The 23,665-nt window shown below is 71.1% G+C and carries 24 protein-coding genes; 8 read left to right on the top strand and 16 right to left on the bottom strand.

Annotation, left to right across the window (positions count from 1 at the left end):
- Window positions 1-51: 51 nt before the first annotated feature.
- The 6 genes from ACIOSR_RS09590 to thyX form a co-directional block, all read right to left on the bottom strand.
- Window positions 52-1,269 (bottom strand): ABC transporter permease, encoded by a 1,218-nt coding sequence (locus ACIOSR_RS09590; RefSeq protein WP_402752470.1) that lies wholly within the window; start codon window positions 1,267-1,269, stop codon window positions 52-54.
- A complete protein-coding gene (locus ACIOSR_RS09585) occupies window positions 1,266-2,027 on the bottom strand; it encodes an ABC transporter ATP-binding protein (protein WP_402752469.1) in 762 nt (253 codons plus the stop codon). The genes ACIOSR_RS09590 and ACIOSR_RS09585 overlap by 4 nt, the downstream gene beginning before the upstream one ends.
- Window positions 2,028-2,032: 5 nt before the next feature.
- The gene (locus ACIOSR_RS09580; protein WP_402752468.1) at window positions 2,033-3,049 is read right to left on the bottom strand and encodes a hypothetical protein; all 1,017 of its coding nucleotides are present in this window, start codon (window positions 3,047-3,049) and stop codon (window positions 2,033-2,035) included.
- 192 nt (window positions 3,050-3,241) lie between these two features.
- Window positions 3,242-4,918 (bottom strand): ribonuclease J, encoded by a 1,677-nt coding sequence (locus ACIOSR_RS09575; RefSeq protein WP_402752467.1) that lies wholly within the window; start codon window positions 4,916-4,918, stop codon window positions 3,242-3,244.
- An 83-nt stretch (window positions 4,919-5,001) separates the two neighbouring features.
- Complete coding sequence (gene dapA, locus ACIOSR_RS09570) at window positions 5,002-5,979, bottom strand: 4-hydroxy-tetrahydrodipicolinate synthase (protein ID WP_173152341.1); 978 nt, start codon at window positions 5,977-5,979, stop codon at window positions 5,002-5,004.
- 96 nt (window positions 5,980-6,075) lie between these two features.
- Window positions 6,076-6,843, bottom strand: coding sequence for an FAD-dependent thymidylate synthase (thyX, locus tag ACIOSR_RS09565; protein ID WP_277960301.1), 768 nt, complete (start codon window positions 6,841-6,843; stop codon window positions 6,076-6,078).
- 91 nt (window positions 6,844-6,934) lie between these two features.
- On the opposite strand from thyX, the gene ACIOSR_RS09560 reads away from it, so the two are divergent.
- Window positions 6,935-7,840 carry a TIGR01777 family oxidoreductase gene (locus ACIOSR_RS09560; protein ID WP_402752466.1) on the top strand — a complete coding sequence of 302 codons (906 nt, stop codon included), beginning with the start codon at window positions 6,935-6,937 and terminating at the stop codon, window positions 7,838-7,840.
- Between the two features lie 27 nt (window positions 7,841-7,867).
- Here the strand turns inward: ACIOSR_RS09560 and ACIOSR_RS09555 are convergent, their stop codons facing one another.
- Together ACIOSR_RS09555 and dapB are read right to left on the bottom strand one after the other, a co-directional pair.
- Window positions 7,868-8,287, bottom strand: coding sequence for a tetratricopeptide repeat protein (locus ACIOSR_RS09555; RefSeq protein WP_123571887.1), 420 nt, complete (start codon window positions 8,285-8,287; stop codon window positions 7,868-7,870).
- 23 nt (window positions 8,288-8,310) lie between these two features.
- Window positions 8,311-9,045 (bottom strand): 4-hydroxy-tetrahydrodipicolinate reductase, encoded by a 735-nt coding sequence (gene dapB / locus ACIOSR_RS09550; RefSeq protein ID WP_056048121.1) that lies wholly within the window; start codon window positions 9,043-9,045, stop codon window positions 8,311-8,313.
- 63 nt (window positions 9,046-9,108) lie between these two features.
- Between dapB and ACIOSR_RS09545 the strand changes: the two genes are divergently transcribed.
- Window positions 9,109-9,636, top strand: a complete 528-nt coding sequence (locus tag ACIOSR_RS09545; RefSeq protein WP_173152350.1) for a GNAT family N-acetyltransferase — start codon at window positions 9,109-9,111, stop codon at window positions 9,634-9,636.
- A gap of 24 nt (window positions 9,637-9,660) precedes the next feature.
- Here the strand turns inward: ACIOSR_RS09545 and ACIOSR_RS09540 are convergent, their stop codons facing one another.
- Complete coding sequence (locus ACIOSR_RS09540; protein WP_056049062.1) at window positions 9,661-10,263, bottom strand: histidine phosphatase family protein; 603 nt, start codon at window positions 10,261-10,263, stop codon at window positions 9,661-9,663.
- Between the two features lie 14 nt (window positions 10,264-10,277).
- Window positions 10,278-11,648 (bottom strand): M16 family metallopeptidase, encoded by a 1,371-nt coding sequence (locus ACIOSR_RS09535; RefSeq protein WP_402752465.1) that lies wholly within the window; start codon window positions 11,646-11,648, stop codon window positions 10,278-10,280.
- A 252-nt stretch (window positions 11,649-11,900) separates the two neighbouring features.
- Between ACIOSR_RS09535 and ACIOSR_RS09530 the strand changes: the two genes are divergently transcribed.
- Window positions 11,901-12,518 carry a TetR/AcrR family transcriptional regulator gene (locus tag ACIOSR_RS09530; RefSeq protein WP_056048127.1) on the top strand — a complete coding sequence of 206 codons (618 nt, stop codon included), beginning with the start codon at window positions 11,901-11,903 and terminating at the stop codon, window positions 12,516-12,518.
- A gap of 132 nt (window positions 12,519-12,650) precedes the next feature.
- Here the strand turns inward: ACIOSR_RS09530 and ACIOSR_RS09525 are convergent, their stop codons facing one another.
- The gene (locus ACIOSR_RS09525) at window positions 12,651-13,700 is read right to left on the bottom strand and encodes an aldo/keto reductase (RefSeq protein WP_157485482.1); all 1,050 of its coding nucleotides are present in this window, start codon (window positions 13,698-13,700) and stop codon (window positions 12,651-12,653) included.
- 249 nt (window positions 13,701-13,949) lie between these two features.
- Entirely contained in the window at window positions 13,950-16,223 is a 2,274-nt protein-coding gene (locus ACIOSR_RS09520; RefSeq protein ID WP_056048130.1) for a polyribonucleotide nucleotidyltransferase, read from the bottom strand.
- Window positions 16,224-16,561: 338 nt separating this feature from the next.
- On the opposite strand from ACIOSR_RS09520, the gene ACIOSR_RS09515 reads away from it, so the two are divergent.
- The gene (locus ACIOSR_RS09515; RefSeq protein ID WP_402752464.1) at window positions 16,562-17,830 is read left to right on the top strand and encodes a coiled-coil domain-containing protein; all 1,269 of its coding nucleotides are present in this window, start codon (window positions 16,562-16,564) and stop codon (window positions 17,828-17,830) included.
- A 165-nt stretch (window positions 17,831-17,995) separates the two neighbouring features.
- Here the strand turns inward: ACIOSR_RS09515 and rpsO are convergent, their stop codons facing one another.
- Window positions 17,996-18,265 carry a 30S ribosomal protein S15 gene (gene rpsO / locus ACIOSR_RS09510; protein WP_043596660.1) on the bottom strand — a complete coding sequence of 90 codons (270 nt, stop codon included), beginning with the start codon at window positions 18,263-18,265 and terminating at the stop codon, window positions 17,996-17,998.
- Window positions 18,266-18,358: 93 nt separating this feature from the next.
- Window positions 18,359-18,820: a VanZ family protein gene (locus ACIOSR_RS09505; RefSeq protein WP_056048134.1), complete on the bottom strand. Its 462-nt coding sequence runs from the start codon at window positions 18,818-18,820 to the stop codon at window positions 18,359-18,361.
- A 147-nt stretch (window positions 18,821-18,967) separates the two neighbouring features.
- On the opposite strand from ACIOSR_RS09505, the gene ACIOSR_RS09500 reads away from it, so the two are divergent.
- A complete protein-coding gene (locus ACIOSR_RS09500) occupies window positions 18,968-19,702 on the top strand; it encodes a M50 family metallopeptidase (RefSeq protein WP_402752463.1) in 735 nt (244 codons plus the stop codon).
- Between the two features lie 37 nt (window positions 19,703-19,739).
- On the opposite strand, the gene ACIOSR_RS09495 is transcribed toward ACIOSR_RS09500, so the two are convergent.
- Window positions 19,740-20,279 (bottom strand): adenine phosphoribosyltransferase, encoded by a 540-nt coding sequence (locus ACIOSR_RS09495; protein WP_054147222.1) that lies wholly within the window; start codon window positions 20,277-20,279, stop codon window positions 19,740-19,742.
- Window positions 20,280-20,421: 142 nt separating this feature from the next.
- Here ACIOSR_RS09495 and ACIOSR_RS09490 point away from each other — a divergent pair, with 142 nt between their 5' ends.
- Genes ACIOSR_RS09490 through ACIOSR_RS09480 form a run of 3 tightly spaced genes read left to right on the top strand, consistent with a single transcriptional unit; the run spans window position 20,422 to window position 22,441 of the window.
- Window positions 20,422-21,459, top strand: a complete 1,038-nt coding sequence (locus tag ACIOSR_RS09490) for a M4 family metallopeptidase (RefSeq protein ID WP_402752462.1) — start codon at window positions 20,422-20,424, stop codon at window positions 21,457-21,459.
- Window positions 21,460-21,515: 56 nt separating this feature from the next.
- Window positions 21,516-21,815 carry a protealysin inhibitor emfourin gene (locus ACIOSR_RS09485; RefSeq protein ID WP_056048144.1) on the top strand — a complete coding sequence of 100 codons (300 nt, stop codon included), beginning with the start codon at window positions 21,516-21,518 and terminating at the stop codon, window positions 21,813-21,815.
- Window positions 21,812-22,441: a hypothetical protein gene (locus tag ACIOSR_RS09480; protein ID WP_159826836.1), complete on the top strand. Its 630-nt coding sequence runs from the start codon at window positions 21,812-21,814 to the stop codon at window positions 22,439-22,441. The genes ACIOSR_RS09485 and ACIOSR_RS09480 overlap by 4 nt, the downstream gene beginning before the upstream one ends.
- 138 nt (window positions 22,442-22,579) lie before the next feature.
- Here ACIOSR_RS09480 and ACIOSR_RS09475 read toward each other — a convergent pair whose 3' ends face one another.
- Complete coding sequence (locus tag ACIOSR_RS09475) at window positions 22,580-23,548, bottom strand: LacI family DNA-binding transcriptional regulator (protein WP_173152371.1); 969 nt, start codon at window positions 23,546-23,548, stop codon at window positions 22,580-22,582.
- Between the last annotated feature and the right edge of the window lie 117 nt (window positions 23,549-23,665).

Genomic DNA, 23,665 nt, shown 5'->3' with positions numbered 1-23,665 from the left:
CTCCAAGGTACCTCTCGGCACCGACAGCGGCCGGAGGTGCTCCGGTGTGTGTCAGTAGCGGATGGCGTCGATCACCTTGACGCGGATCGCCACGAGAGCAGGCAGGAGACCGGCCACCGCTCCGATCGCCGTGGCCGACGCCAGACCGATCAGGGCCGCCTCGACCGGGAACGGCGGGAGATCGCTGACGGCGCCCTGCGCGATGAAGCCCTGGACCGTCGGGTTCTCGACGACCAGGACGGCCACCATCACGCCGACGGCTCCCGCGACGACCGTGCCGACGACGCTCTCGAGCATGACCGAGAAGAAGACCCGAGGAGCCGTGGCCCCGAAGGACCGGCGCACGCCGATCTCGCGGATGCGCTGACGGACGGTCACGAGCGCGATGTTGACGAGGCCGAGACCGCCCAGCAACAACACCAGCACACCGACCCCGGTGATGATCAGCTTGATGGGACCGAAGGGGTCGGCGTCGCCGCCTGCGGCGTAGTCCTGTCGCGACACGTCGACCTGCACGTCGTCGCCGAGGCTGGCCCCCATGTCGGACGCCACCTGAGCGCTCAGGGCATCGCTGGTCTCGGGCGGCAGCCACATCTCGTACTGCGGGGTCTCGGCGCCGTAGCTCGCCAGCGCGAGGTCGTGGTCGGTGATCGGCAGAAGGTACATCTGCGGACCGTCGTACTCGGTCGCGGCCGAGACTCCGGTGACGACGAGCGTCGCAGAGTCCGCCCCTCGGACCAGCAGGGTCGGATGCGACGACAACGGTGGGGAGCCGAGCTGCCGCCAGAGCACCTCGTTGACGATGACGGGCGGCGCGAGACGTGACGCGTCCCCGTCGGTGAACCACGCCCCCTCCGTCATGACGACCCGGTGCATCTCGCCGTAGGGGACGTCGACCGTGACGGCCCCGACCTCGGTCACCCCGTCGGGCAGCTGGACGGCTCGATTGCCGTACACGACGCGGCTGGTCTGCTCGATGCCGTAGCGTGCCGTCGTCGTGGCGAAGGCGTCCGCGATCGCCTCGGTGCTCGGCGACGTGGCACCGTTGGAATAGGCGTTGACGTAGTAGTTCGCGGGACGGCCACCGAACCGCTCCGCGTTCTCGCGGGAGGACTGCTCGGCGAGCCCGCCGAGGGCGACCACACCGGTCAGGGCCGCGACGGCGACTGCGACCCCGATCAGGCTGAGCAGCACGCGGAGCTTGTTGACGCGCAGTTCGGCCCAGGCCTCGGCGAAAGCCCCCACCACGTCGGCCACCACACGCTTCACGCGTCGACCTCGTCCCGCAAGGACGACGTCGACGCGGCAGACGACGACGTCGGCGTCGGTGTTCCGAGAGCTCCGTCGACCGACGCCGAGAGGACACCGGTGTCGAGCTGGTAGTGCCTCGAGGCCTGGGCGGCGACGGCCAGGTCGTGGGTGATGGTGACCAGGGCGGCCTCGTTCTCGGTCGCGATGCCGTCCAGCAGCGTCATCACCCCGGCGCCCGTCTCGACGTCGAGGGCGCCAGTGGGTTCGTCGGCGAGGATGACGCGCGGCCGTCGCACGAGCGAGCGGGCGATCGCGACGCGCTGTTGTTCGCCACCCGACAGGCGATGGGGCATGGAGTCGGCCCGGTGACCGAGACCCACGCGCTCGAGCATCTCGCCCGCGATGGACCGGCGACGCCAGAACTCGGAACCCGACGAGTAGAGCAGGGGGGTCATGACGTTCTCGAGGGCCGAGCGCCCCTGGAGCAGGTTGAACTGCTGGAAGATGAACCCCACCTGGGCACCCCTCAGCCGGTCGCGCCGTCCGCGACGGATCGAGCGCACGTCGACGTCGTCGAACCAGTGCGTCCCCGTGGTGGGCTCGTCGATGAGCCCGAGGATGTTGAGCAGGGTGGACTTGCCCGACCCCGAACGACCCACGATGCTCACGTGCTCGCCGGCGTCGACCTCGAGGTCGACGCCCGTGAGGATGTCCAGCGTCCGGTCGTCGGAGAGGGGCACCGTCTTGGTGACCGCCTCGAGCCTGATCAGAGCCATCAGCCTCAGAGGTCCGCGCCCGTGGCCGGGTCGACGCAGTCGCCCTGTGGTGCGGCGGCGGCACCCGGGACGAATTCGAGCACCTGGTCGCCCTCGGCGAGGCCACCCGTGACCTCGACGATCGTGCCGTCGTTGATGCCGAGCGTGATGTCGCGCTCCTCGGTGGAACCGTCCGCTCCGACGACCGAGACGACGCCCCTGCCCGCCGCGCCCTCCACGGCCGTGAGGGGCACGGTCAGGACGTCGGTGGCGACACCGGCAGGGATGGTCAGCCTGGCGGCGAGTCCGCTGAACACGGTGACGTCGCCCGGCACGACGCAGGAGACGCTCTGGCCCGACGAGTCCCCCGTCGGCGCCCCGGCGTCGCCGCCGTCGTCCGGCCCGGTGGACGACGAGGTGCTCCCCCCGACGGTGAGCGCCGTGCACGGGAACGGTGCCGGTCCCCCGGTGATCGCGACGCAACCCTCGGTCGGGCGGCTGACGAGACGGTACAGCTGGTCCGCGGCGAGCGACCCCGTCACGTGGAAGGTGGGAGGCGCGACCTGCGCGACCGCGTCACCCACGACGACCGTCTGGTCCTTGATCACCGCGACGGCCGAGATCGTCCCGGCCACGGGTGCCGTGATGACGGCCGTCTTGACGATCGGCTTGCGCTCGGTCACGGTGCCGTCGGCGGCCACCAGGGGCTCCTGCGGCGTCTCGGACCGGAGCGTCGCGAGTCGGTCCCCCGCAGCGACCGCCTGTCCCTTGACGACGTCGACGCCGGTGACCGTGCCCGCCAGCGTCGCGGGCACGGGAGTCGCGGGGTCGGCGACGACGCTCGCGTCCACCACCACGTCGTTCGTGATGGTGCCGACGGCCACGGCGACCTGTGGTTCGACGAGCTCGCCGGTCGGCACGGCGACGGTGTCGTCGCCGACGGCCGGCGCCGCGAAGAACGCGAGCTTGACGAGTGCCGCCGCGATGGTGACGAAGATCAAGATGCGCAGGATCGGGAAGACCCAGACTTTGGCGATGCGCACGGCTACCCCCGGTCGATGTACTGACGTGTCAGACGTCACCGTATCGACGCGCCGGGTGTCGCCGCCTCACCCCCGAGGATGACTGCGGGCCCGCGATGCCCTCCTCGAGGACCATCAGAGTGCCGACCTCGCGCCCGGGGTACGACGACGGCCCACGGGGTCTCCCGTGGGCCGTCGTCGTGTGCGTGCGCGTCAGGCGCTGATGACCACCGGCACGATCATCGGACGACGACGGTGCTGCGTGTTCACCCAGCGACCGACCGTGCGCCGCACGACCTGGCTGAAGGCATGCGTGTCACGCGTGCCGTTCTCCGCCGCCTCGGTGAGGGCCGCGATGATCTTGGGCTTGACGTCGTCGAAGACCCGCTCGTCTTCCGCGAAGCCACGCGACTGGATCTCGGGTCCGACCACGACACGGCCCGTGGACGCGTCCATCGCGATGAAGACCGAGATGAAGCCCTCTTCGCTCAGGATGCGGCGGTCCTTCAGATCGGCGTCGGTGATCTCGCCGACGGTCGAGCCGTCGACGTAGACGAAACCGATGTCGAGCTGGCCGACGACCTCGGCGACTCCGTCGCGCAGGTCGACGACGATGCCGTCCTCGCCGAGGATGGTGTTCTTCTGCGGCACGCCGGTCCGGACCGCCAACGCCGCGTTCGCGTACAGGTGCCGGTGCTCGCCGTGGACGGGCATGACGTTCTTCGGCCGCAGGATGTTGTAGCAGTACAACAGCTCGCCGGCGGAGGCGTGCCCCGAGACGTGGACCTTGGCGTTGCCCTTGTGGACGACCTTGGCCCCGAGTTTGGTGAGGCCGTCGATGACGCGGTAGACCGCGTTCTCGTTGCCGGGGATCAGGCTCGACGCGAGGATGATCGTGTCGTCCGCGCCGATCTCGATCTGGTGCTCGAGGTTCGCCATGCGGGCGAGGACGGCCATCGGCTCGCCCTGTGACCCGGTGCTCATGTAGACGATGCGGTCGTCGGGAAGGTCTTTGGCCTTCTTGGCGTCGATCAGGACGCCGTCCGGCATCTTGAGGTACCCCAGGTCGGCCGCGATGCCCATGTTGCGGACCATCGAGCGGCCCATGAAGGCCACGCGGCGACCGTTGGCGTGAGCCGCGTCGAGCACCTGCTGGACGCGGTGCACGTGGCTCGAGAAGCTCGCGACGACCACGCGACGCGGAGCCCGGCGGATCACGTCGTCGAGCACGGGCCCGATGTCCCGCTCGAGCGCGGTGAACCCGGGCACGTCGGCGTTCGTCGAGTCGGGCAGGAAGAGGTCCACGCCCTCTTCACCGAGGCGGGCGAACGCCCGGAGGTCGGTGATGCGGTCGTCGAGCGGCAGTTGGTCCATCTTGAAGTCGCCGGTGTGCAGCACGGTGCCGGCCGACGTGCGGATGGCGACGGCGAGAGCGTCCGGGATCGAGTGGTTGACCGCGATGAACTCGAGGTCGTACGGCCCGAGCGACTCGCGCCCACCCTCTTTGACGGCCAGGGTGTAAGGCGTGATGCGGTGCTCTTTGAGCTTCGCCTCGATCAGCGCGAGCGTCAGCTGCGAACCGATCAGCGGGATGTCCTTGCGGAGACGCAGGAGGTAGGGCACAGCGCCGATGTGGTCCTCGTGGCCGTGCGTCAGCACGACGGCGAGGATGTCGTCGAGGCGATCACGGATGGGCGAGAAGTCGGGCAGGATCAGGTCGACGCCGGGCTGGTGCTCTTCGGGGAAGAGCACTCCGCAGTCGACGATGAGCAGCTTGCCGTCGATCTCGTAGACCGTCATGTTGCGGCCGATCTCGCCGAGCCCGCCGACCGGGATCACGCGGAGCGTGCCCTTGGCGAGTTCTCGGGGGGCGTGGATTGTCGTGGGCATCTGTTCCTTCGGTTGGCGTGGGGCTCGTGCCCCTCTGTGCGGGAGGTCTGCGGCCGACGACGTCGTCGGCGGGGATCAGGAGGTCAGCGCGTGGTGCCGTGCACCTTGGGCAGCGCACCGCCGGCCGCCGCGTTGCGGTCGGGCCGGAAGCGGCTGAGGTCGAGGCCGGGGATCGAGCCCACGTGCGACAGCTCGTCCTCGATCAGGGCGGCCTCGCTGTCTTCCGGGCCGACCAGGGGGAGGCGCACGCGGGGGCTCGAGATGCGACCGAGGCCGTGCAGGATGTACTTCGCCGCGACGGTGCCCGGCACGTGCGTCATGACGGCGCGCACGAGCGGCTCGAGCATCTGGTGCGCCTCGGTCGCGGTGTGCAGGTCGCCGGCGTTCACGGCGTCGACGATGGTGCGGTACGGCGCCGCGGCGATGTTCGCGGTGACGCCGATGAGGCCCGAGGCGCCGATGGCGAGGTGGGGCAGCACGTTGGCGTCGTCGCCCGAGAAGTAGAGGAGGTCGGTCTGGTTCAGGACCCGACTGACTTCGGCGAAGTCGCCCTTGGCGTCCTTCACGGCGACGATGTTCGGGTGCTTGGCGGCCCGGAGCAGGGTCTCGTACTTGATCGGGATGCCGGTGCGGCCCGGGATGTCGTACAGGATGACCGGCAGGTCGGTTGCGTCGGCGATCATGCGGAAGTGCGTGAGCACACCGGCCTGCGTGGGTTTGTTGTAGTAAGGCGTGACGATCATGACGCCGTCGGCGCCGGCCTTCTCGCTGGCCTTGTAGAGCTGGATGGCGTGCGCCGTCTCGTTCGACCCGCCACCCGTGATGATCTTGGCCCGGCCTGCGGCGACCGACTTGCCCACCTCGACGAGTCGGAGCTTCTCGGGGTCGGTCAGCGTGCTGGTCTCGCCCGTCGTGCCCGTGACGACGATGCCGTCGGCCCCGGCGCTGATGCAGTCGTCGATGTGCTTCTCGACAGCAGGCCAATCGACCTCGCCGTCAGCGGTGAACGGCGTCACGAGGGCGACGAGGACCTGACCGAAGGGATTGCTGATGTTCGACACGCCCTCCAGCGTACTGGCTCGCGTCGGGCCCGACCTCCTCGTGAGGCGTCGGACGCCCCGGTCAGGAGGCGCCGGTCGCGTCGGCGAGGACGGCCGTCAGGGGGCGACGCGCCCGTTCGCCCCGAACGCCGCGTAGGTGAGGGGCATGAGCTCGGCCCAGAGGTCTTCCATCTTCTCGGCGCACATCTCGATCTCGCGCTGCGGGAACGACGGGAAGTGGGTGCCCTCGCGCTTCGTCCGGAGGCTCAGGAAGTTCATCAGGGACCGTGCGTTCACGGTCACGTACATCGACGAGTAGATGTTCAACGGCAGCACGATCCGCGCGACCTCGCGGGCGATGCCGGCGTCCAGCATGCGCTGGTAGGCCTCGAACGCCTGCACCGACGCGGCGCGGGTGGCCTCGTCGACCAGCGCGGACTGCTCGGGTGTGCCGGGCAGGAAGTCGTAGGCGCCGGGCTTGCCGACCTGCTGCAGGTTGCGCGTGGGAGCGGGGACGTAGAAGACCGGGTTCAGCTCGCGGTAACGACCACTCTCTTCGTTGTAGCTGGCCATGCGGTGACGCATGAACTCGCGGAAGACGAAGATCGGCGCCTGCACGTAGAAGGTCATCGAGTTGTGCTCGAACGGCGAGCCGTGACGGTCGCGCATCAGGTAGTTGATCAGGCCGGCACCCTTGGTCGCCTGGGCCCCGTCGGCCGACGCCTGCGCGCCGTCGAGTGTGAGCTCGCCCATGGTGGAGACCCGGGCCGCGAACAGCACGTCGGAGTCGTGGGCACTCGAGCGGACCAGCTCGACGGTGACGTCTGAACGGAACTCGGGGGTCTTGTCGGAGGGCACGGCGGGGGTGGCTTCGGTCTCGGGCACGGCGTCGACTCTACCTCGCAGGGCGCTCCCGACGGGAAGCGCCCGCGCCACCGGCGGACGCTCCCCCAGCGGGCCGGAATACGGTGTCCCCATGACCGACGCACTCACCGTCCTGATCTCCGGCGCCAGCGGCATGATCGGCACCGAACTCACCCGCCAGCTGCGCGAGGCAGGCCACCGTCCGCTCTCGCTGGTGCGTCGCGAACCCCGGGCCGACGACGAGTACACCTGGGTGCCCAGCGCCGGCATCGTCGACCACGACCTGATCGCCCGCGCGGACGCCGTCGTGAACCTGGCCGGCGCCTCCTTGGGTCGTCTGCCCTGGACGGCCGGGTACAAGCGCGAGATCCTCGAGTCACGTCTGGCCGCGACGTCGACGCTCGTCGACGGCATGGCGGCGGCGTCCACGGCGCCCTCGACGTTCCTCAGCGGCTCGGCCGTCGGCGTCTACGGCGATCGGCCCGGCGAACGACTCACCGAGTCGAGCGGCCGGGGTGAGGGGTTCCTGAGCGACGTCGTCGTCGCCTGGGAGGCCGCCGCCGGGAAGGCCCCCGAGGCCACGCGCGTCGTGATGCTGCGGACCGGCATCGTCATCGGCCCCGGAGGAGGCGCGCTCAAGCCCCTGCTGCCGCTCACCAAGCTGGGGCTCGGCTCACGACTCGGCACCGGTGACCAGTTCTGGCCCTGGATCAGCCTGCACGACGAGGCCGCCGCGATCGTGCACCTCCTCACGTCGTCCGTCTCGGGACCCGTGAACCTGGTCGGCCCCACGCCGGCGACGAGCGACCTCGTGACGCGCACCCTGGCGGCCGACCTGCACCGTCCCTACCTGCTGGGCGTTCCCGAGGCCGTCATCTCGACCGCCATGCAGGAGGCCGGGCGGGAGATGTTGCTGCCGAGCCAGCAGGTCGTGCCCGAGGTGCTCGAGCGCGACGGCTTCACCTTCAGGCACCGCACGGTCGAGGACGCGCTGACAGCGTTCGTTGACGCGCTCTGAGCACGCGCGCGACTCGGGTGGGCGGGTTCAGCCGGCCGTCTCGCGCCGGAGCTTGATGGCCCAGCGCAGGGCCTGACGAGCTCGTCGGCGGTCACCGCAGGCGTCGTAGGCCAGGCCCAGGCGGAACCACGCGCGCCAGTCGTCGGGTGCCGCCTCGACGGCCGTCTTGTAGGCGGGGAACGCCGCGTCGGCCGCCTCGCGCTCGTACCGACCGGAGGTACGCCGTGGCAGGTCGTCGACCGGCAATCCGCCCTCGGCCGCGAGTTGCCCGACGATCTGCTGCGTACGCAGACCGAAGCGCAGCTCGACCACCAGGGCGAACAGTCCCAGGAGGGGGAGGACGAGCAGGGCGACGCCGAGCGCGATGGCGACCGGTTCGCCCGTCGACAGGAAGAGGACGGCCCGCTGACCGACCAGCACGACGTAGAGGAGCAGGAGCAGCGCCATCAGGAGCGCGGCCGCACGCCCCTTCACGATTCGAGGGGCAGGACGGCGTCGAGCCCCACGACGACCCCGGTCACGCCCGGGGTGGCCTCGATGGCGACGAGGAGCCCCTTCTCGTACGCGCGCTGCGAGAGCGTGTCGTGCGTGAGAGTGAGGGTCTCGCCGTCACCGCCGAAGACGACCTCCTGCCTCGCGACGACGCCGCGCAGGCGCATGCTGTGCACCGGCACACTCGCCACCTGCTGACCCCTGGCCCGTTGGTCCGCGTGCGGCGCCGACACCGGGCCGAGGTCCCGACGAGCCTCAGCGATGAGTTCCGCCGTGCGCACGGCCGTGCCCGACGGCGAGTCGACCTTGCCCTGATGGTGCGCCTCGACGATCTCGACGGATTCGTAGAAGCGCGCCGCGAGGGTGGCGAACCGCGTCGCGAGCACCGAACCGATCGAGAAGTTCGGCACCACCAGGACGCCGGGGCCGTCCGCGTCGGAGACGACCGTCGAGAGACGGGCCAGGCGTTCGGCGTTGTAGCCCGAGGTTCCGACGAGCACCGGGATGCCCGCGCGGACGACGTGCTCGACGATCCCCGGACTGACGGCAGGGTGCGTGACGTCGACGACGAGGTCGGCCCCGAGGACGTCGTCGAGATCGTCGCGGGACGAGAGACCGGCGTGGAGCTCGAGCCCCGGGGTGCGCTCGACGAGGTCGACGATGAACGAACCGAGGGTGCCAGTGGCTCCCACCACGGCGATGCGCGAAGTCATGCCGTCCAACTTACCTGGGGCACCACGACGGACCGGGCCGCGCCGCGACCTAGCATGGACGGCATGCCCAGGTTCCGCGAGACGAGCGTCTCCTCCCCCGATGCCGCCGCCCTCCTGACCGAGTACTTCACCGAGCGCGAGAGCACCTTCCCCTCGGCACAGGGCACGTACACGACGACCCTGCCCGACGCCACGGCCTTCGTGCCGCCGGGCGGCGTGTTCGTCGTCGTCGAGGGAGAAGCGGCCGACCCGGACGCGGGTCGGGCCTCCGAGCCGATCGCGTGCGGCGGCATCCGACTCATCGCCCCCTCGGCCTCGGGGGCCGTGCGGTACGAGGTCAAGCACCTCTACGTGCGTCCCGCGGGCCGGGGACTGGGTCTCGGTCGGGCCTTGCTGGACGAACTCGAACGTCGGGCGTCCGCATTCGGGGCCGACGAGATCGTGCTCGACACGAACGACAGCCTGGCGGCTGCCGGAGGGCTCTACCGCAGCGCGGGGTACGCGACGATCGAGCCCTACAACGCGAACCCGAACGCCACGACGTGGTACGGCAAGGCCGTCCGGGCAGAGGACCCGCGCGGGACCGCCTGAGGGGGCCACCGGCGGACGAAGAGCTCAGAAGGGCTGTTCGACCGGAAGGCCGGTGCGCAGCTCGACGGGCAGGTGCCCGAGGTCGTTGTGCGTCACGAGCTCCGGCGGCTTCGCCGATCGCACCCGGATGATCGTCAACCCGGCGTTGGCCTGGTTGACGCCCATCCACCGCCAGTCCGGCGCTCCGAACACCTCGCGGACGAACCACCCGATCACGAAGTTGTGCGTGATGAGGAGATCGTGGCGATCCTCTCGGGCCGGGGTGAGCCACTCGGCGACCGCGTCGGACATCTGGGCCTGCCCGGCCTCGATCTGCTCGTCCGTGACCCCGCCGAAGAACGGCTTGTAGGACGACGGCATGTCGGCCGTCGGACCGGACGGCACGCAGTCGAAGAGGAGGGTCGACGGCTGTGACTCGAGTGCCGGCATGCGCTCGGTCATGATCGCGGCCGTCTCTTCGGCACGCTCGAGCGGGGAGTGCCACGCTGCGTCGAAGGGGACTCCCCCGAGGCGCTCGGCGAGGAGGCGCACCTGGCGTTTGCCCCGTTCGCTCAGTGGACCGTCGGGCAGTCCGTGCTCGGCGTCCTGCTGTTCGCCGTGCCGGACGAGGTAGAGGTAATGGGACACCGTCGTCTCCTGGTTCATCGAGGGGTCGCTCCCGACGTCGTCGTCGGGATCGGGATCGGGATCGGGAAGGACGTCTCGTCGACCTCGCCCACCAGCACGGTCGACAAGGGGCCGGAGAGGAGACGGTCCGCCAACGTCCGGACGTCGTCGGACGTCACGGCCTCGACCCGGGCGAGGGACGTGTCGAGGTCGACGAACTCACCCGTCGAGATCTCGGCCCGACCGAGGCGGTTCATCCGGGTGTCGCTGTCCTCGAGGGCGAGGGCCGCCGCCCCTCCGAGTTGGCCGAGGGCTCGTCGGCGCTCGTCGTCCGTGATGCCGTCGGTGGCGAGGCCTTCGAGCTCGCCGAGCATGAGCCGGGCGACCTCTCCGGCATTGGCGGGCGTGCACCCGGCATAGAGCCCGAAGAGACCGGCGTCGGAGTAGCTCGGGGCGAACGAGTAGACCGAGTAGGCGAGTCCACGGCGCTCACGGATCTCTTGGAACAGTCGAGACGACATGCCCCCGCCGAGCACCGAGTTCAGCACGGCCAGGGCGGGTCGACGGTCGTCCCCGACGGAGATGCCCGGCAGCCCCAGCAGGACGGTGGCCTGCTCGAGGGGACGCCGGATCACCTGGAGCGGTTCACCCGCGACGAGCCCGACGGGCGCGTCGTCGCGACGGGGCACGGGCGACGCCGCCTCGGTGGGCCACCCGGCCCGGTCGAGCGCCGCCGTCAACCGTTCGAGTGCTCGGTCGTGGTCGACCGCCCCGGCGATGGACACGACGAGATCCTGCGGACGGTAGTTCGCTCGGTAGTGCCGGTCCACGTCGTCGCGGGCCGCAGCACGGATGCTCTCGGGCGAACCCCCGATCGGACGACCGAGCGGGTGGTCGCCGAAGACCGACTCGAAGAGCCGCTCACCGGCCATGTCGGCGGGATCGTCCTCCGCCATGGCGAGTTCTTCGAGGATCACCCCTCGTTCGGTCTCGAATTCGGCCGGGTCGAGGGTCGACGAGGTCACCATGTCGGTGAGCACGTCGATCGCGTCGTCGAGGTCGACGTCGCGCACCCGGGCGTAGTAGCAGGTGTACTCCTTGGCCGTTGCGGCGTTGTGCTCGCCACCCACCGACTCGAACGACACCGCGATGTCGAGGGCGGAACGGGTCGGGGTGCCCTTGAAGAGGAGGTGCTCGAGGAAGTGGGTCGACCCCCGTTCGGCGTCCGACTCGTCACGGGACCCGACCGCGACCCAGAGGCCGATGGTCGTGCTGCGCGCCCCGGGCATGCGCTCGCTGAGCACCCGGACGCCCGAAGGCAGCACGGTGCGCCTCACCAGCGCGTCGCCCGTGGCGCGGAAGGAGATCTCGACCTCGTCGAGCGGGAAGGAGACAGGGCCGTTCATCATGTCGAGCCTAGGCGACCTCCCCTGCGGTAGTCCGTGAGCCCCACGGGACGGCTGACACCCGAACTGGGGGACGATTCTGAGGACAAACAGACAACTCTGTTTGTCCTCATCGGTGTTAGAGTCAGACCACCGACGACGACCCCATCCCCCCTGATGGTCGTCGTCGGCGGCTGGTCGGACGTCGTCAGAAGGTCCGGAGCGCGCGTCCCCCACGCGGCTTCTAGCCGAGACGTCCCAAGGAGCCACGCTGTGACGGTCGATTCCCCCCAACCGGCCGTCCAGCGTCTCCCTGGTCGCCCTCGCGCCGACTCCCCCGTCCCCGGTGCCCGATCCCGCGTCCTGACGACCGCCGATCGCCTGTTCTACGACGAGGGCGTCCGCGTCGTCGGCGTCGACCGCCTCATCGCCGAGTCGTCGGTGACCAAGGCGACGTTCTACAAGCACTTCGGCGCGAAGGACACCCTCGTGCTCGAGTACCTCGCCGGTCGTCACGACCTCGAGGCAGCCGAGCTGTCCGCCCTGGTCGAGGCCCACGACGGGGGCCGCGCGACCCTCGAGGCGTACCTCGAGGCGGTCGGCGCCCGACTCCAGACCGTGTCGTTCCGAGGCTCGGCCTTCGCCAACGCGGCGTCCGAGTTCAGCGATCCGACCCACCCCGTCCGTCTCGCCATCGCCGAGCACCGCGAGTGGCTGACGGCCGAGATGGTCTCCCTCTTCAAGGTCGCGGGCCACCCCCTGCCGGGCGACGCAGCGGACGATCTCGTCCTCGCCCTCGACGGCGCCCAGGTGGGCGCCTACGCCGGCGACGCCATCGCCGCGGCGGCCTCCCTGCGCCGCACGGCGGAGCGGCTCCTCGTCGCCGCCTAGGTCACCGGCGGACGACGCAGCACATCGACGTCACCATGGGCGCTGTCCCCCGCAACGCGTCACCGTGGCGCCGTCCCCGCGGACGTCGTCGTCGAGTACCCCCAGGTACCGGCCGACCACGTCGCCTGGCGGTCAGGCCGAGGCGCGGTCGAGGTCGAGGACCTGGTTGCGTGTGAGCTGCACCCGCGCGGCCTGGGCGAGTTCGTAGACCTGCTTGGCGTTCGTCGCACTGGCCACCGGTGCCACGACGTTCGGCTTGGCGAGCAACCAGGCCAGCGCGATCGCAGCACTCGAGACCTCGTGGACGGACGCGATGCGGTCCAGCTCGTGCACGACCTTGAGGCCCCTCTTGGACAAGTACTTCGCGAGCGCCCGGCGACGGGGGCTGTGGGCGAAGTCGGAGCGCGAACGGTACTTGCCCGTGAGGAACCCACTGGCGAGGGCGAAGCGCGGCATGACGGCGAGTCGCTGCTGCGCGGCGACGTGCGCCAGGCCCTTCTCGTACTCGGACCGGTCGAGGAGGTTGTACTGGTTCTGCAGGGCCACCATCGGGGCGATTCCGAGCATCCCCGCCGCGATGCGGGCCTCGTAGAGGCGGTTGCCCGAGTGGTGGGAACCGCCGAACCATCGGACCTTGCCCACCCGGATGAGGTGGTCGACGGCCAGCAGGGTGCGCTCGAACGCCACCTCGGTGTCGTCCACGTGCAGGTAGAGCAGGTCGATGTGGTCGGTTCCGAGCCGCTCGAGGGACGCGTCGACGGCCCGCTCGATCGCGCGGGGGGTCAGACCGGGGTTGTCGGCGCTCTTGCCCACCTTGGTGGACACGACCATGTCGTCGCGTGATCGACGGGAGCGCATCCACGATCCGATCATGATCTCGCTGCGACCCCCGGCGTAGGAGTCGGCCGTGTCGACGAAGTTGCCGCCGAGATCGAAGTAGGCATCGAGCACGGAGGTCGTCTCGGCCTGGTCGGCCGTCCACCCGAACACGTTGCCGCCGAGGGCCAGGGGGAAGACCTTGAGGTCGGAGAGGCCCAGACGGCGGCGCGGCTGGATGATGCCGAGATCGACGGGAACGGTGGGCTGGGCGGCGGAGGCCCGGGCGGCGGCGGCCGCGATGGCGGCCGCGGCGGCGAAGTCGGACGTGGCAGAACGGGCGAGCTCGGCCGTCGTCTCGGTCACGCCGTTCCTTCCTCGTCGCGAACTCCCGATGCGACTCTGTGCGATCGCATGGGGTATGGTTCGCCCTCCACGATCAAGAATACGGCCACGCGCCCGGTTTCCGCCGCCGCCGCACCCAATCGTTACGCCGTGTCGCCGCCCCGATCCGGGGGACGCGCCTCCTGGGCCGACAGCGACCAGGGAGACCCGCCGGGACGGCGAAGGGCCCGCCCCGACCGAGGTCGGGGCGGGCCCTTCGTGGTGCGGTGACTACGCGTCGACGGACTCGTCGGTCGACTGCTCGGTCGCTCCGCTCGAGTCGGTGTCGGCTTCTTCCGCCACGACCGGGGCGAGCGAGAGCTTGCCGCGGTCGTCGATCTTCGTGATCTCGACGAGGATCTTCTGGCCGACGCCGAGGACGTCCTCGACGTTCTCGACGCGCTTGCCGCCGGCGAGCTTGCGGACTTCGCTGATGTGCAGCAGGCCGTCCTTGCCGGGGAGAAGCGAGACGAACGCACCGAAGGACGCGATCTTGACGACCGTGCCGAGGAACTGCTCGCCGATCTCGGGGTTGGTCGGGTTGGCGATCGCGTTGACCTGGGCGCGTGCGGCCTCGGCCGAGGGACCGTCGACGGCACCGATGTAGACGGTTCCGTCTTCTTCGATGCTGATGTCGGCGCCGGTCTCGTCCTGGATGGCGTTGATCGTCTTGCCCTTGGGGCCGATCAGCTCGCCGATCTTGTCCTGCGGGATCTGGACCGAGATCACGCGGGGCGCGGTCGGGGCCATCTCGTCGGGGGCGTCGATCGCCGAGTTGAGCACGCCGAGGATGGCGGTGCGCGCCTCCTTGGCCTGCTTGAGGGCGGCGTCGAGCACGGCGGTCGGCAGACCGTCGAGCTTGGTGTCGAGCTGGATCGCCGTGACGAACTCGCTCGTGCCGGCGACCTTGAAGTCCATGTCGCCCAGAGCGTCTTCGGCACCGAGGATGTCGGTCAGGGCCGCGTAGCGGGTCTGACCGTCGACGGTGTCGGAGACGAGTCCCATGGCGATGCCGGCGACCGGGGCCTTGAGGGGCACACCGGCGTTGAGCAGCGACAGGGTCGACGCGCAGACCGAACCCATCGACGTCGAACCGTTGGAGCCGAGGGCCTCGGACACCTGACGAATCGCGTAGGGGAACTCTTCGCGGCTGGGCAGCACCGGCACGAGGGCGCGCTCGGCGAGGAAGCCGTGCCCGATCTCGCGACGCTTCGGCGACCCGACGCGGCCGGTCTCACCGGTCGAGTAGGGCGGGAAGTTGTAGTGGTGCAGGTAGCGCTTCTTGGTGACCGGGCTCAGCGAGTCGATCTGCTGCTCCATCTTGAGCATGTTCAGCGTGGTGACGCCCATGATCTGGGTCTCGCCGCGCTGGAAGATGGCGGAGCCGTGGACGCGCGGGATGACCTGCACCTCGGCGTCGAGCGGACGGATGTCGGCGAGGCCGCGGCCGTCCATGCGGATCTGCTCGGTGAGGATGCGGTCGCGGACGACCTTCTTCGTGGCCGACTTGTAGGCGGCACCGACCTGGCCCAGGGCCGTGTCGGGCAGCTCGCCCGCGTCGACCTTGGCGGCGATCGCGTCCTTGACACGCGACTTGAGGGCGTCATCGGCGTCCTGGCGCTCGATCTTGCCGGCGATCTTGTAGACCTCGGCGAGCTCGGTGCCGGCGGCGGCCGTGACGGCCTCGAGCACCTCGTCGGTGTAGGGGAGGAACACCGGGTAGTCGGCGATCTCCTTCGCGGCCTGGGCGGCCATCGTCGCCTGGGCGTCGACGAGCTGCTTGAGGAAGGGCTTGGCGGCCTCGAGGCCCTGGGCCACGATCGCCTCGTCGGGCTTCGTGGCGCCGCCCTGGATGAGACCCCAGGCGTGCTCGGTGGCCTCGGCCTCGACCATCATGATCGCGACGTCCTCGTTGCCGGCGGCGTCGGTGACGACACGGCCCGCGACGGTCAGGTCGAAGACGGCGTCCGCGAGCTGGCTGGCCTTGGGGAAGGCGACCCACTGGTCACCGATCAGGGCGAGACGCACACCGGCGATGGGGCCGGAGAACGGCAGACCCGAGATCTGGGTGGAGGCGCTGGCCGCGTTGATCGCGAGGGCGTCGTAGAACTCGTCGGGAGCGATGCTCAGCACCGTGATGACGACCTGGACCTCGTTGCGCAGACCCTCGACGAACGAGGGACGCAGCGGCCGGTCGATGAGCCGGCAGACCAGGATGGCCTCGGTCGAGGGGCGACCCTCGCGGCGGAAGAACGAGCCGGGGATCTTGCCCGCGGCGTACGAACGCTCTTCGACGTCGATGGTGAGCGGGAAGAAGTCGAAGTTGTCCTTCGGCTTCTTGCTGGCGCTCGTGGCCGACAGGAGCATGGTGTCTTCGTCGAGGTAGGCAGCGACGGCTCCCTGAGCCTGCTGGGCGAGACGACCGGTCTCGAATCGGATGGTGCGCTTGCCGAACTTGCCGTTGTCGAGGACGGCTTCGCCGAACTTGATCTCTGGACCCTCCATGTGGGGGCTACTCCTCTTTGTTTTGCATCGAGGCCCCGTGTGGGCATCGATGTGTACCGGAGCGGGCGGCGTGGACGGCATGGCGACATGCACGTGCAACAACGCGACGGAGGCGGTGGCACGTCTGGCCAACAGTAGAAACGGTCGGACCCCGCACCCGACCCGGACGCTCGGCGTCGGTCGGGGCATTCCGCCTGTCACCACCGGTGACCAGCAGCCGTACCGGCCTGCTCCGAGCGCGATCCTAGCACTCGGACCCGTCCGGCCGGGGTCCGCGACGCGGGTGTCGCCCGGACGGGGAGGCGCGGTGCCGGGGGGACGACGTTAGGGTCGGTTCCATGCGTGCTCACGACAGGTCCGGCCGGGATCGTCGCGCGAGCCGCCTCGCGGTGGCGACCGGCGCCTCCTTGGCTCTCGTGTTGACGACGCTCGTGGCGCCGTCCGCCGCGTCCGCCGCGGGGTACCCGACCTGGGCCCAGGTCGAGGCCGCGAAGGGGAACGCCGCGGCGACCCAGGCGCAGGTCGACCTGATCGACGCGTCGCTCGACAGCCTCGAGAAGGCCGCGTCCGACCGCAGCGACGAGGCGGTCCTCGCCGACCGGGCCGACGCGGCGGCGCAATCCGACCTCGCGGCGGCGTCGCAGCGAGCGGACGAGCTCTCGGCCGACGCCGAGCGTGCGCGGGCCACCGCCGACACGGCGGAGCGGGAGGCCGGCCAGCTCGCCGGCAGCCTGTTCCGCACCGGCGGCACGCAGACCCTGGGCACCGACCTCTTCACGTCGCCCGACCCCGGGGCCGCGCTGTACCAGTTGGGCTCGCTCACGCAGCTCGGCGACCGGTGGCAGACGGTGCTCGCCGACGCCACGACCGCGAGCAACACGGTGTCGTCCCTCAGCGAGCAGGCGACGACCGCGGCCGACCGGCGCGACTCGCTCGCGCGCGACGCCAAGGCCGCGGCCGACCAGGCCGCCGCGGCGCAGGCGACCGCGGACGCCGAGGTGGCCAGCGCCACCCAGAGGTCGACCGACCTCTACGCCCAGCTCGCCGCCCTGAAGGACTCCACGGCGGAGCTCGAACAGCAGTACCGGGCCGGGGTCGCCGCGCAGCAGGCGTACGCGGCGCAGGAGGCCGCGGCGAAGGCCCAGGCCGCCGCCGCCGCGAAGGCGCCGTCACGTGGCGGATCGTCCGGAGGTGGCGGATCGTTCGGAGGTGGCGGATCGTCCGGGGGTGGTGGATCGTCCGGGGGCGGGGCGGCCGTCCCCGGCACGGGACGTCCCGGCGGAGCGACGCCTCCCCCGACCGGAGCGGTGAACGACCCGGCGGGCGCCAAGGCCTACGCGGCCACGAAGGTCGGGTCCGGGGCCGAGTACACCTGCCTCGTCCAGCTCTGGAACAAAGAATCGGGCTGGCGCACCACCGCGACCAACCCGTCGGGCGGCGCCTACGGCATCCCCCAGGCCCTGCCCGGCAACAAGATGGCCTCGAGTGGACTGGACTGGCAGACGAACTACCGCACCCAGGTGGACTGGGGCATCGGGTACATCCAGGGCCGCTACGGCACGATGTGCGCCGCGTGGGCGCACTCGGTCGCGAACAACTGGTACTGAGCGCCGCACCTGCCGTCGGGCACGGGCACCGCACGTGCCCTCGGGCACGGGCACCGCCCCTCCCCCGGAACGAGAGAACGGCCGGAACGAGAGAACGGCCCCCTCGGCGTGCAGCCGGAGCTGGGTGCCGAGGGGGCCGTCGTCGAGACGTCCGGAGCGCGAGGACTAGCGGCGCAGGCCGAGACGACCGATGAGCGTGCGGTAGCGCTCGATGTCGACCTTGGACAGGTAGCCCAGGAGGCGACGGCGCTGGCCGACGAGCAGCAGCAGGCCACGACGCGAGTGGTGGTCGTGCTTGTGCTCTTTGAGGTGCTCGGTCAGGTCGAGGATGCGCTGCGTCATCACGGCGACCTGGACCTCGGGGGATCCGGTGTCGCCGGGGTGGGTCGCGTATTCTTCGATGATCCGGGTCTTGACGTCAGGTGCGAGTGCCATGGAGGGATCCCCTTTCAGTTCGTTGCGCGGTGCTCGTCACCGGATGTGCGAGCTCTCTTTCTCCGCGGCCGTTCAGACGGCAACCTGAGGAGCCTACCAGACGGGCGCCGCCGACCCCTGTCGCGATCGGCCCCGTCCCCGACCCCGACGCCGCCGGGGCAGGACGAGTCCGACGAACGCCGCGCCGATCGCGGCCCCGAGGGTGTTCATGACGAGGTCCTGCGGGTCGGAGAAGCGCGTGGCCGACAGGTACGTCGCCTGGACGGTCTCGATGCCTACCGTCGCGGCGAACCCGACCACGATGCCGACCCACCAGAAGCGCTTCGGCAGCAGGAGCGCCGGGAACATGCCCATCGGGACGAACATCGCCACGTTCGCCGCGGCCTCGACCCGGGCGAAGGTGATCCACGAGGTCTCGTCGTGCCGGGCGAAGACGTCGAGCGCCCGCCAGAGCAACGCCCCGGTGTCCGCGTCGTAGACGCTCGGTCGCAGGGTCATCCAGGCGACCCCGGCGAGGTAGACGAGGGTGAGCAGGAGGAGGACGGCGCGACGCATCCGTCCATGGTGCGGCACCGGTCGGTGGGAGGACGCCCGGAACGGCCGAAGATCAGCCTGGAGGACGACCCGACCCGGGGGCGACCGCGGCAGGGCCGAGGAGGCGCGGTGCGCGACCCCGCGCACCGCGCCTCCTAGGCTCGTCGGGTGGACGCACTCACCGACCTCTGGGCCCGGATCAGCCAGCTCGCCGCCCCTCTGCCCGGCTCGTGGCTGCTCGGCAGCGTCGCCGCCGGCCTCCTGCTCGTGCTGCTGCCGGGCACCTGGCACACGGTGCGGCACGCCGTCACCGTCGTGCACGAAGGCGGGCACGGCCTCGCCGCGGTGCTGACCGGTCGTCGGCTGACGGGCATCCGACTGCACTCGGACACCTCGGGCCTGACCGTGTCGAAAGGGCCGCGGACCGGGGCGGGCATGGTCATCACGTTGCTCGCCGGCTACACCGCACCCGCGATCGCCGCCCTGGGCGCCGCGTGGCTGCTGTCGGCCGGCTACGCGGCCGGGCTGCTCTGGGCCCTGCTGCTGTTGCTCGCGCTGATGCTCGTGCAGATCCGCAACTGGTTCGGGCTCTGGGTGGTGCTGCTCGGCGCCGCCCTCGTCGTCGCCGTGACGTTCTTCGCGTCGCCGACCTGGCAGGCGGTGTTCGGACTCGTCGTGACGTCGGTCCTCGGCTTCGGCGCGCTGCGGGCGTCGCTCGAATTGCAACGGAGCCGGCGGCGCTCACGCTCGACCGCGTCGGACGCCGACCAGCTCGCCGGGCTGACCCGGGTGCCGGGCGTCGTCTGGGTCGGGGTCTTCGTGCTCGTCGCCCTGGGCTGCCTGCTGGGCGGGGCGGCGTTGCTCTTCCCCGGTGCGCTCGAGGCCGCTCGGTCGTTCGCCTGAGGTCGGACGGCCACCGGCACCCGGCCGACGCGAGACGTCAGGCGGGGGCGGACGACAGGGCGTGCACGGGGACGTGGCCCTCGAGGCGGGCCCGGCCACCGAGACCGTCGAGCTCGAGCAGCACGGCGACGCCGGCCACGACGTAGCCCGCTCGTTCGAGCAGGGTGACGGTCGCCTCGACCGTGCCGCCGGTCGCCAGCACGTCGTCGACGATCAGGACGCTCGACCCCGCCGGGATCTGGTTCGGACGCAGTTCGAGCGTGGCCTCGCCGTACTCGAGGGCGTAGCTCTCGCTGAGGACCTCACCGGGCAGCTTGCCCGCCTTGCGCACCGTGAGGACGCCGACGCCCTGCTCGATCGCGATGGCACCGGCGAGCGCGAAACCCCGCGCCTCGATGCCGGCGACGGCGACGAACCCGCCGTCGAACGGCTCGGAGAGCGCCGTCGTCACGGTGGCGAAGGCGTCGGCGTCGGAGAAGAGCGGGGTGACGTCGCGGAAGAGGATGCCGGGCTTCGGGAAGTCGGGGACGACGGCGATCTTGCTGTCGACGAACGAGGAGGCATCGGTGACGGTCATGCCCTCAACGGTAGTCGGGCGGACGACGCCCCCCGCCCCTCGAGCCCTGCTGCGTCCGTCCCCGCGAGGCGCGACCGACCGGTACGTCACGATCGTGTGAACAGTCGGGCCCGAAGTCGGAGGCGCGTGCGAGAGTGCACGCATGTCGCGGTTCATCGTCCCCCCGTACCTGCTCGCCCACCTCGCCGAAGCCGATTCGCCCCGCCTGCACCGGGCACCGCAGGCCGCACGGAACGGGCTGCTCGCGATGGAGGCCGTCGACCGCAACGCGACTCCCCCGGTCGTCCGGGGGGCGCTCGGCGTGGAGTCCGTGCTCGAGCGCACGGTGTTCGACGCGCAGGGCACCGAAGAGCTGCCGGGCGTCCGCGTCCGCGGCGAGGGTGAACCCGCCACCGACGACGTCGCCGCCACCGAGGCGTACGACGCCCTCGGCGCGACCTACGCGCTGTTCCACGAGGTCTACGGGCGTTCGTCGGTCGACGGCGCCGGGCTGCCGCTCGACGCGACCGTCCACTACGGCCAGGACTACGACAACGCCTTCTGGAACGGCGAGCGGATGGTGTTCGGCGACGGCGACGGCGAAGTCTTCGGGCGCTTCACGGCCTCGGTCAGCGTCATCGGGCACGAGCTCACCCACGGCGTCACGCAGTACACCGCGAACCTCACCTACCAGGGGCAGTCGGGTGCGCTCAACGAGTCGGTCAGCGACGTGTTCGGGGCGCTCGTCGAGCAGCACCTGTTCGGGCAGACCGCCGACGACGCGACCTGGCTCATCGGCGAAGGGCTCTTCACCGCCGAGGTGCAGGGGCGGGCGCTGCGGTCGATGAAGGCCCCGGGCACCGCGTACGACGACGACGTCCTCGGGAAGGACCCCCAACCCGCCCACCTGGACGACTACGTCGAGACCACCGACGACAACGGCGGGGTGCACCTCAACTCGGGCATCCCCAACCGGGCCTTCTACCTCGTCGCCGAGGCGCTCGGTGGCGAGGCCTGGTTGCGGGCCGGGCAGATCTGGTACGACACGCTGACCGGCGGCACGCTGTCGACCGAGGCGACCTTCGCGCAGTTCGCGGCGGCCACCGTGGACGCTGCGACCACACGGTACGGAGCGGACTCCGACGAGACCCGCGCGACGTCGGCCGGGTGGAAGGGCGTCGGGATCACCCCGGCCAGCTGACGCCGACCGGCACGAGACCCTGCTGCCCCGGACACGGCCGGAGTAGCATCGCGCCCATGAAGGTCACCGTGTCGCGCTCCGGTGGCTTCGCCGGTCTCACCCGCAGTTGGACGGTCGACGTCGACTCCGAGCCCGACACCGAGTCGTGGCTCGTCCTCATCGACCAGGTGCCCTGGTCGCAGGCCCCGGCCGCCGCGCAGGCCGTGCAGCCCGATCGCTTCGTCTGGGTCATCACGGCCGAGACCCGGCCCACCCGCAAGGCCAAACTGCCCGAGCAGCAGGTCACGGGGCCGTGGCGCGAGCTCGTGGACCGCGTCCGCAGCACCTCCGAGGCCGAGGCCGGTCCGACCCGATGAGCGACCGTACGCGCCGACCTCGTCGGCGTCTCTCGGGCGAGGTGCTCGCGGGGCTGCTCGCCCTCGTCGTCCTCGTGGCGGGCGGGGTCGGGGTGGCCGTGGTGCAGAGCGGCAACCCGCTGAACGTCCGAGGGGCCGTCACCGCGCCTCCGTGGGGTCGACCCGCCACCGACCGGCTCGAGACCCGGGCCGCCGCCGCCGGTCTCGAGAACGTCTGGGGCCAGGACCTCGCCATGCACGTGCACACGCACCTCTCGATCACCGTCGACGGGCAGGCGGTGACCGTGCCCGGCGACATCGGGCACGACTCGGACGCGAAGTTCGCCGCCGAGATCCACACGCACGACACGAGCGGCATCGTGCACGTCGAGTCCCCCACCCGCGAGACGTTCGTGCTGGGCCAACTTTTCAGCGAGTGGGACGTCGCCCTCGACGGACGCGGGGTCGGGTCGCTCGGGCACGACGACGGGCTCGAACTGCACACCTTCGTCGGCGGCAGCCCCTACACGTCCGACCCGGCCGGCATCCCGCTGCGGGACTTCGAACGCATCGACCTCGTGCTCGCGCCGATCGGCGAGACCGTCACCGCGCCTCCGGCCTTCGCCTGGCCCGCCGACTACCGCTGAGGCGCCTCCCGCTGAGGCGCCCGACACCCGACGCCCGACGCCCGGCGCCCGGCGCCCGACGCCCACTGCCGAGCCTCCTCCGGCGCGGCCGCCTCCCGCCGAGCCGCGTCGGGCTCCGTCCGGAGCCCGTCGTCGAGGTCAGGGCCAGCGGACCGGCACCGGGAGGCGCGTGGAGGTCGGCTCGGACGGCCCACCCGGTGCCAGCAGCTCGAGCAGGCGGCCGGCCGCGACCCGCCCCAGGTGCTCGCCGTCGACGTCGATCGCCGGGACGCCGACCAGACCGAGGGCGTCGACGACCATGCGCTCCGAGCTGACCGTGACGGAGCGGTCGCGGTGCTCGTCGGCCCGGAGGACGAACATCAGGCCGAGCCCGATGGCCGTCGCGTAGGGCACGACGGCCGTCGCCCCGGAGGCGAGGACGTGGTCGCTCGCCCGGACGCCGGCTTCGAAGGTCGACGGGTAGGGACCCAGCACCGTGAGCTCGGCCCGGCCGGCCGCCGCGTCGACCACCGCGGCCGTGCGCTGGGTGTTCTGCCACGAGCCGTCGGGCCCGCCGAGGTAGACGACGCGCTCGTGCCCCTCGGCGACGAAGCGCGAGACCAGCGAGCCGAACGCGGTCGCCGTGTCGGCGACGACCGACGACACCCCGGCCACCTCGCGGTCGACGAGCACGGTCGGCTTGTGGCCGGTCGCGGCCCGCACGACGTCGTCGGCCCCGCGCGGGGCGACGACGATGAACCCGTCGACCTGGTGCGACAGCCGCTCGAACGCCGCCAGCTCGCCCGCCTCGGCCAGCGGGTGGACGGCGACCGTCAGCTGGAGGTCGGCCTCGCCCGCCGCGGCCTGGGCCCCGGCGATGATCGGCGTGAAGAACGCGTTGTCGAGGGTCGGCACGACGAGCGCGACCACGCCCGTGCGCCCCCTCGCGAGTTGGCGGGCCGCCCGATTGGGCACGAAGCCGAGCTTCTCGGCGGCGGCGAGCACGCGTCCGGCCGTGTCGGGCGACACCAGCTCGGGGCGGCTGAGGACGCGAGAGGCGGTGGCCTTCGACACGCCCGCCAGCGTCGCCACGTCCGCCAGCGTCGCGAGCCGCCCTGCCCCAGTCATGCCCACCACCCTAGGGCCTTCGTGAAACCGGTCCCGCGCGACGGTCCGTCGCTTGTAACAAGGTGTTTACACGGCGGGGCCGACGCAGGCGACCAGCGCCCTTAGGGTCGATGTAAC

It is taken from the genome of Frigoribacterium sp. NPDC087798 (assembly GCF_044742985.1).
In the GTDB taxonomy this organism is placed as follows: Bacteria; Actinomycetota; Actinomycetes; order Actinomycetales; family Microbacteriaceae; genus Frigoribacterium.
Note: the sequence above shows the minus strand (reverse complement) of the source record. Positions and strands in the feature narration are given on the sequence as shown.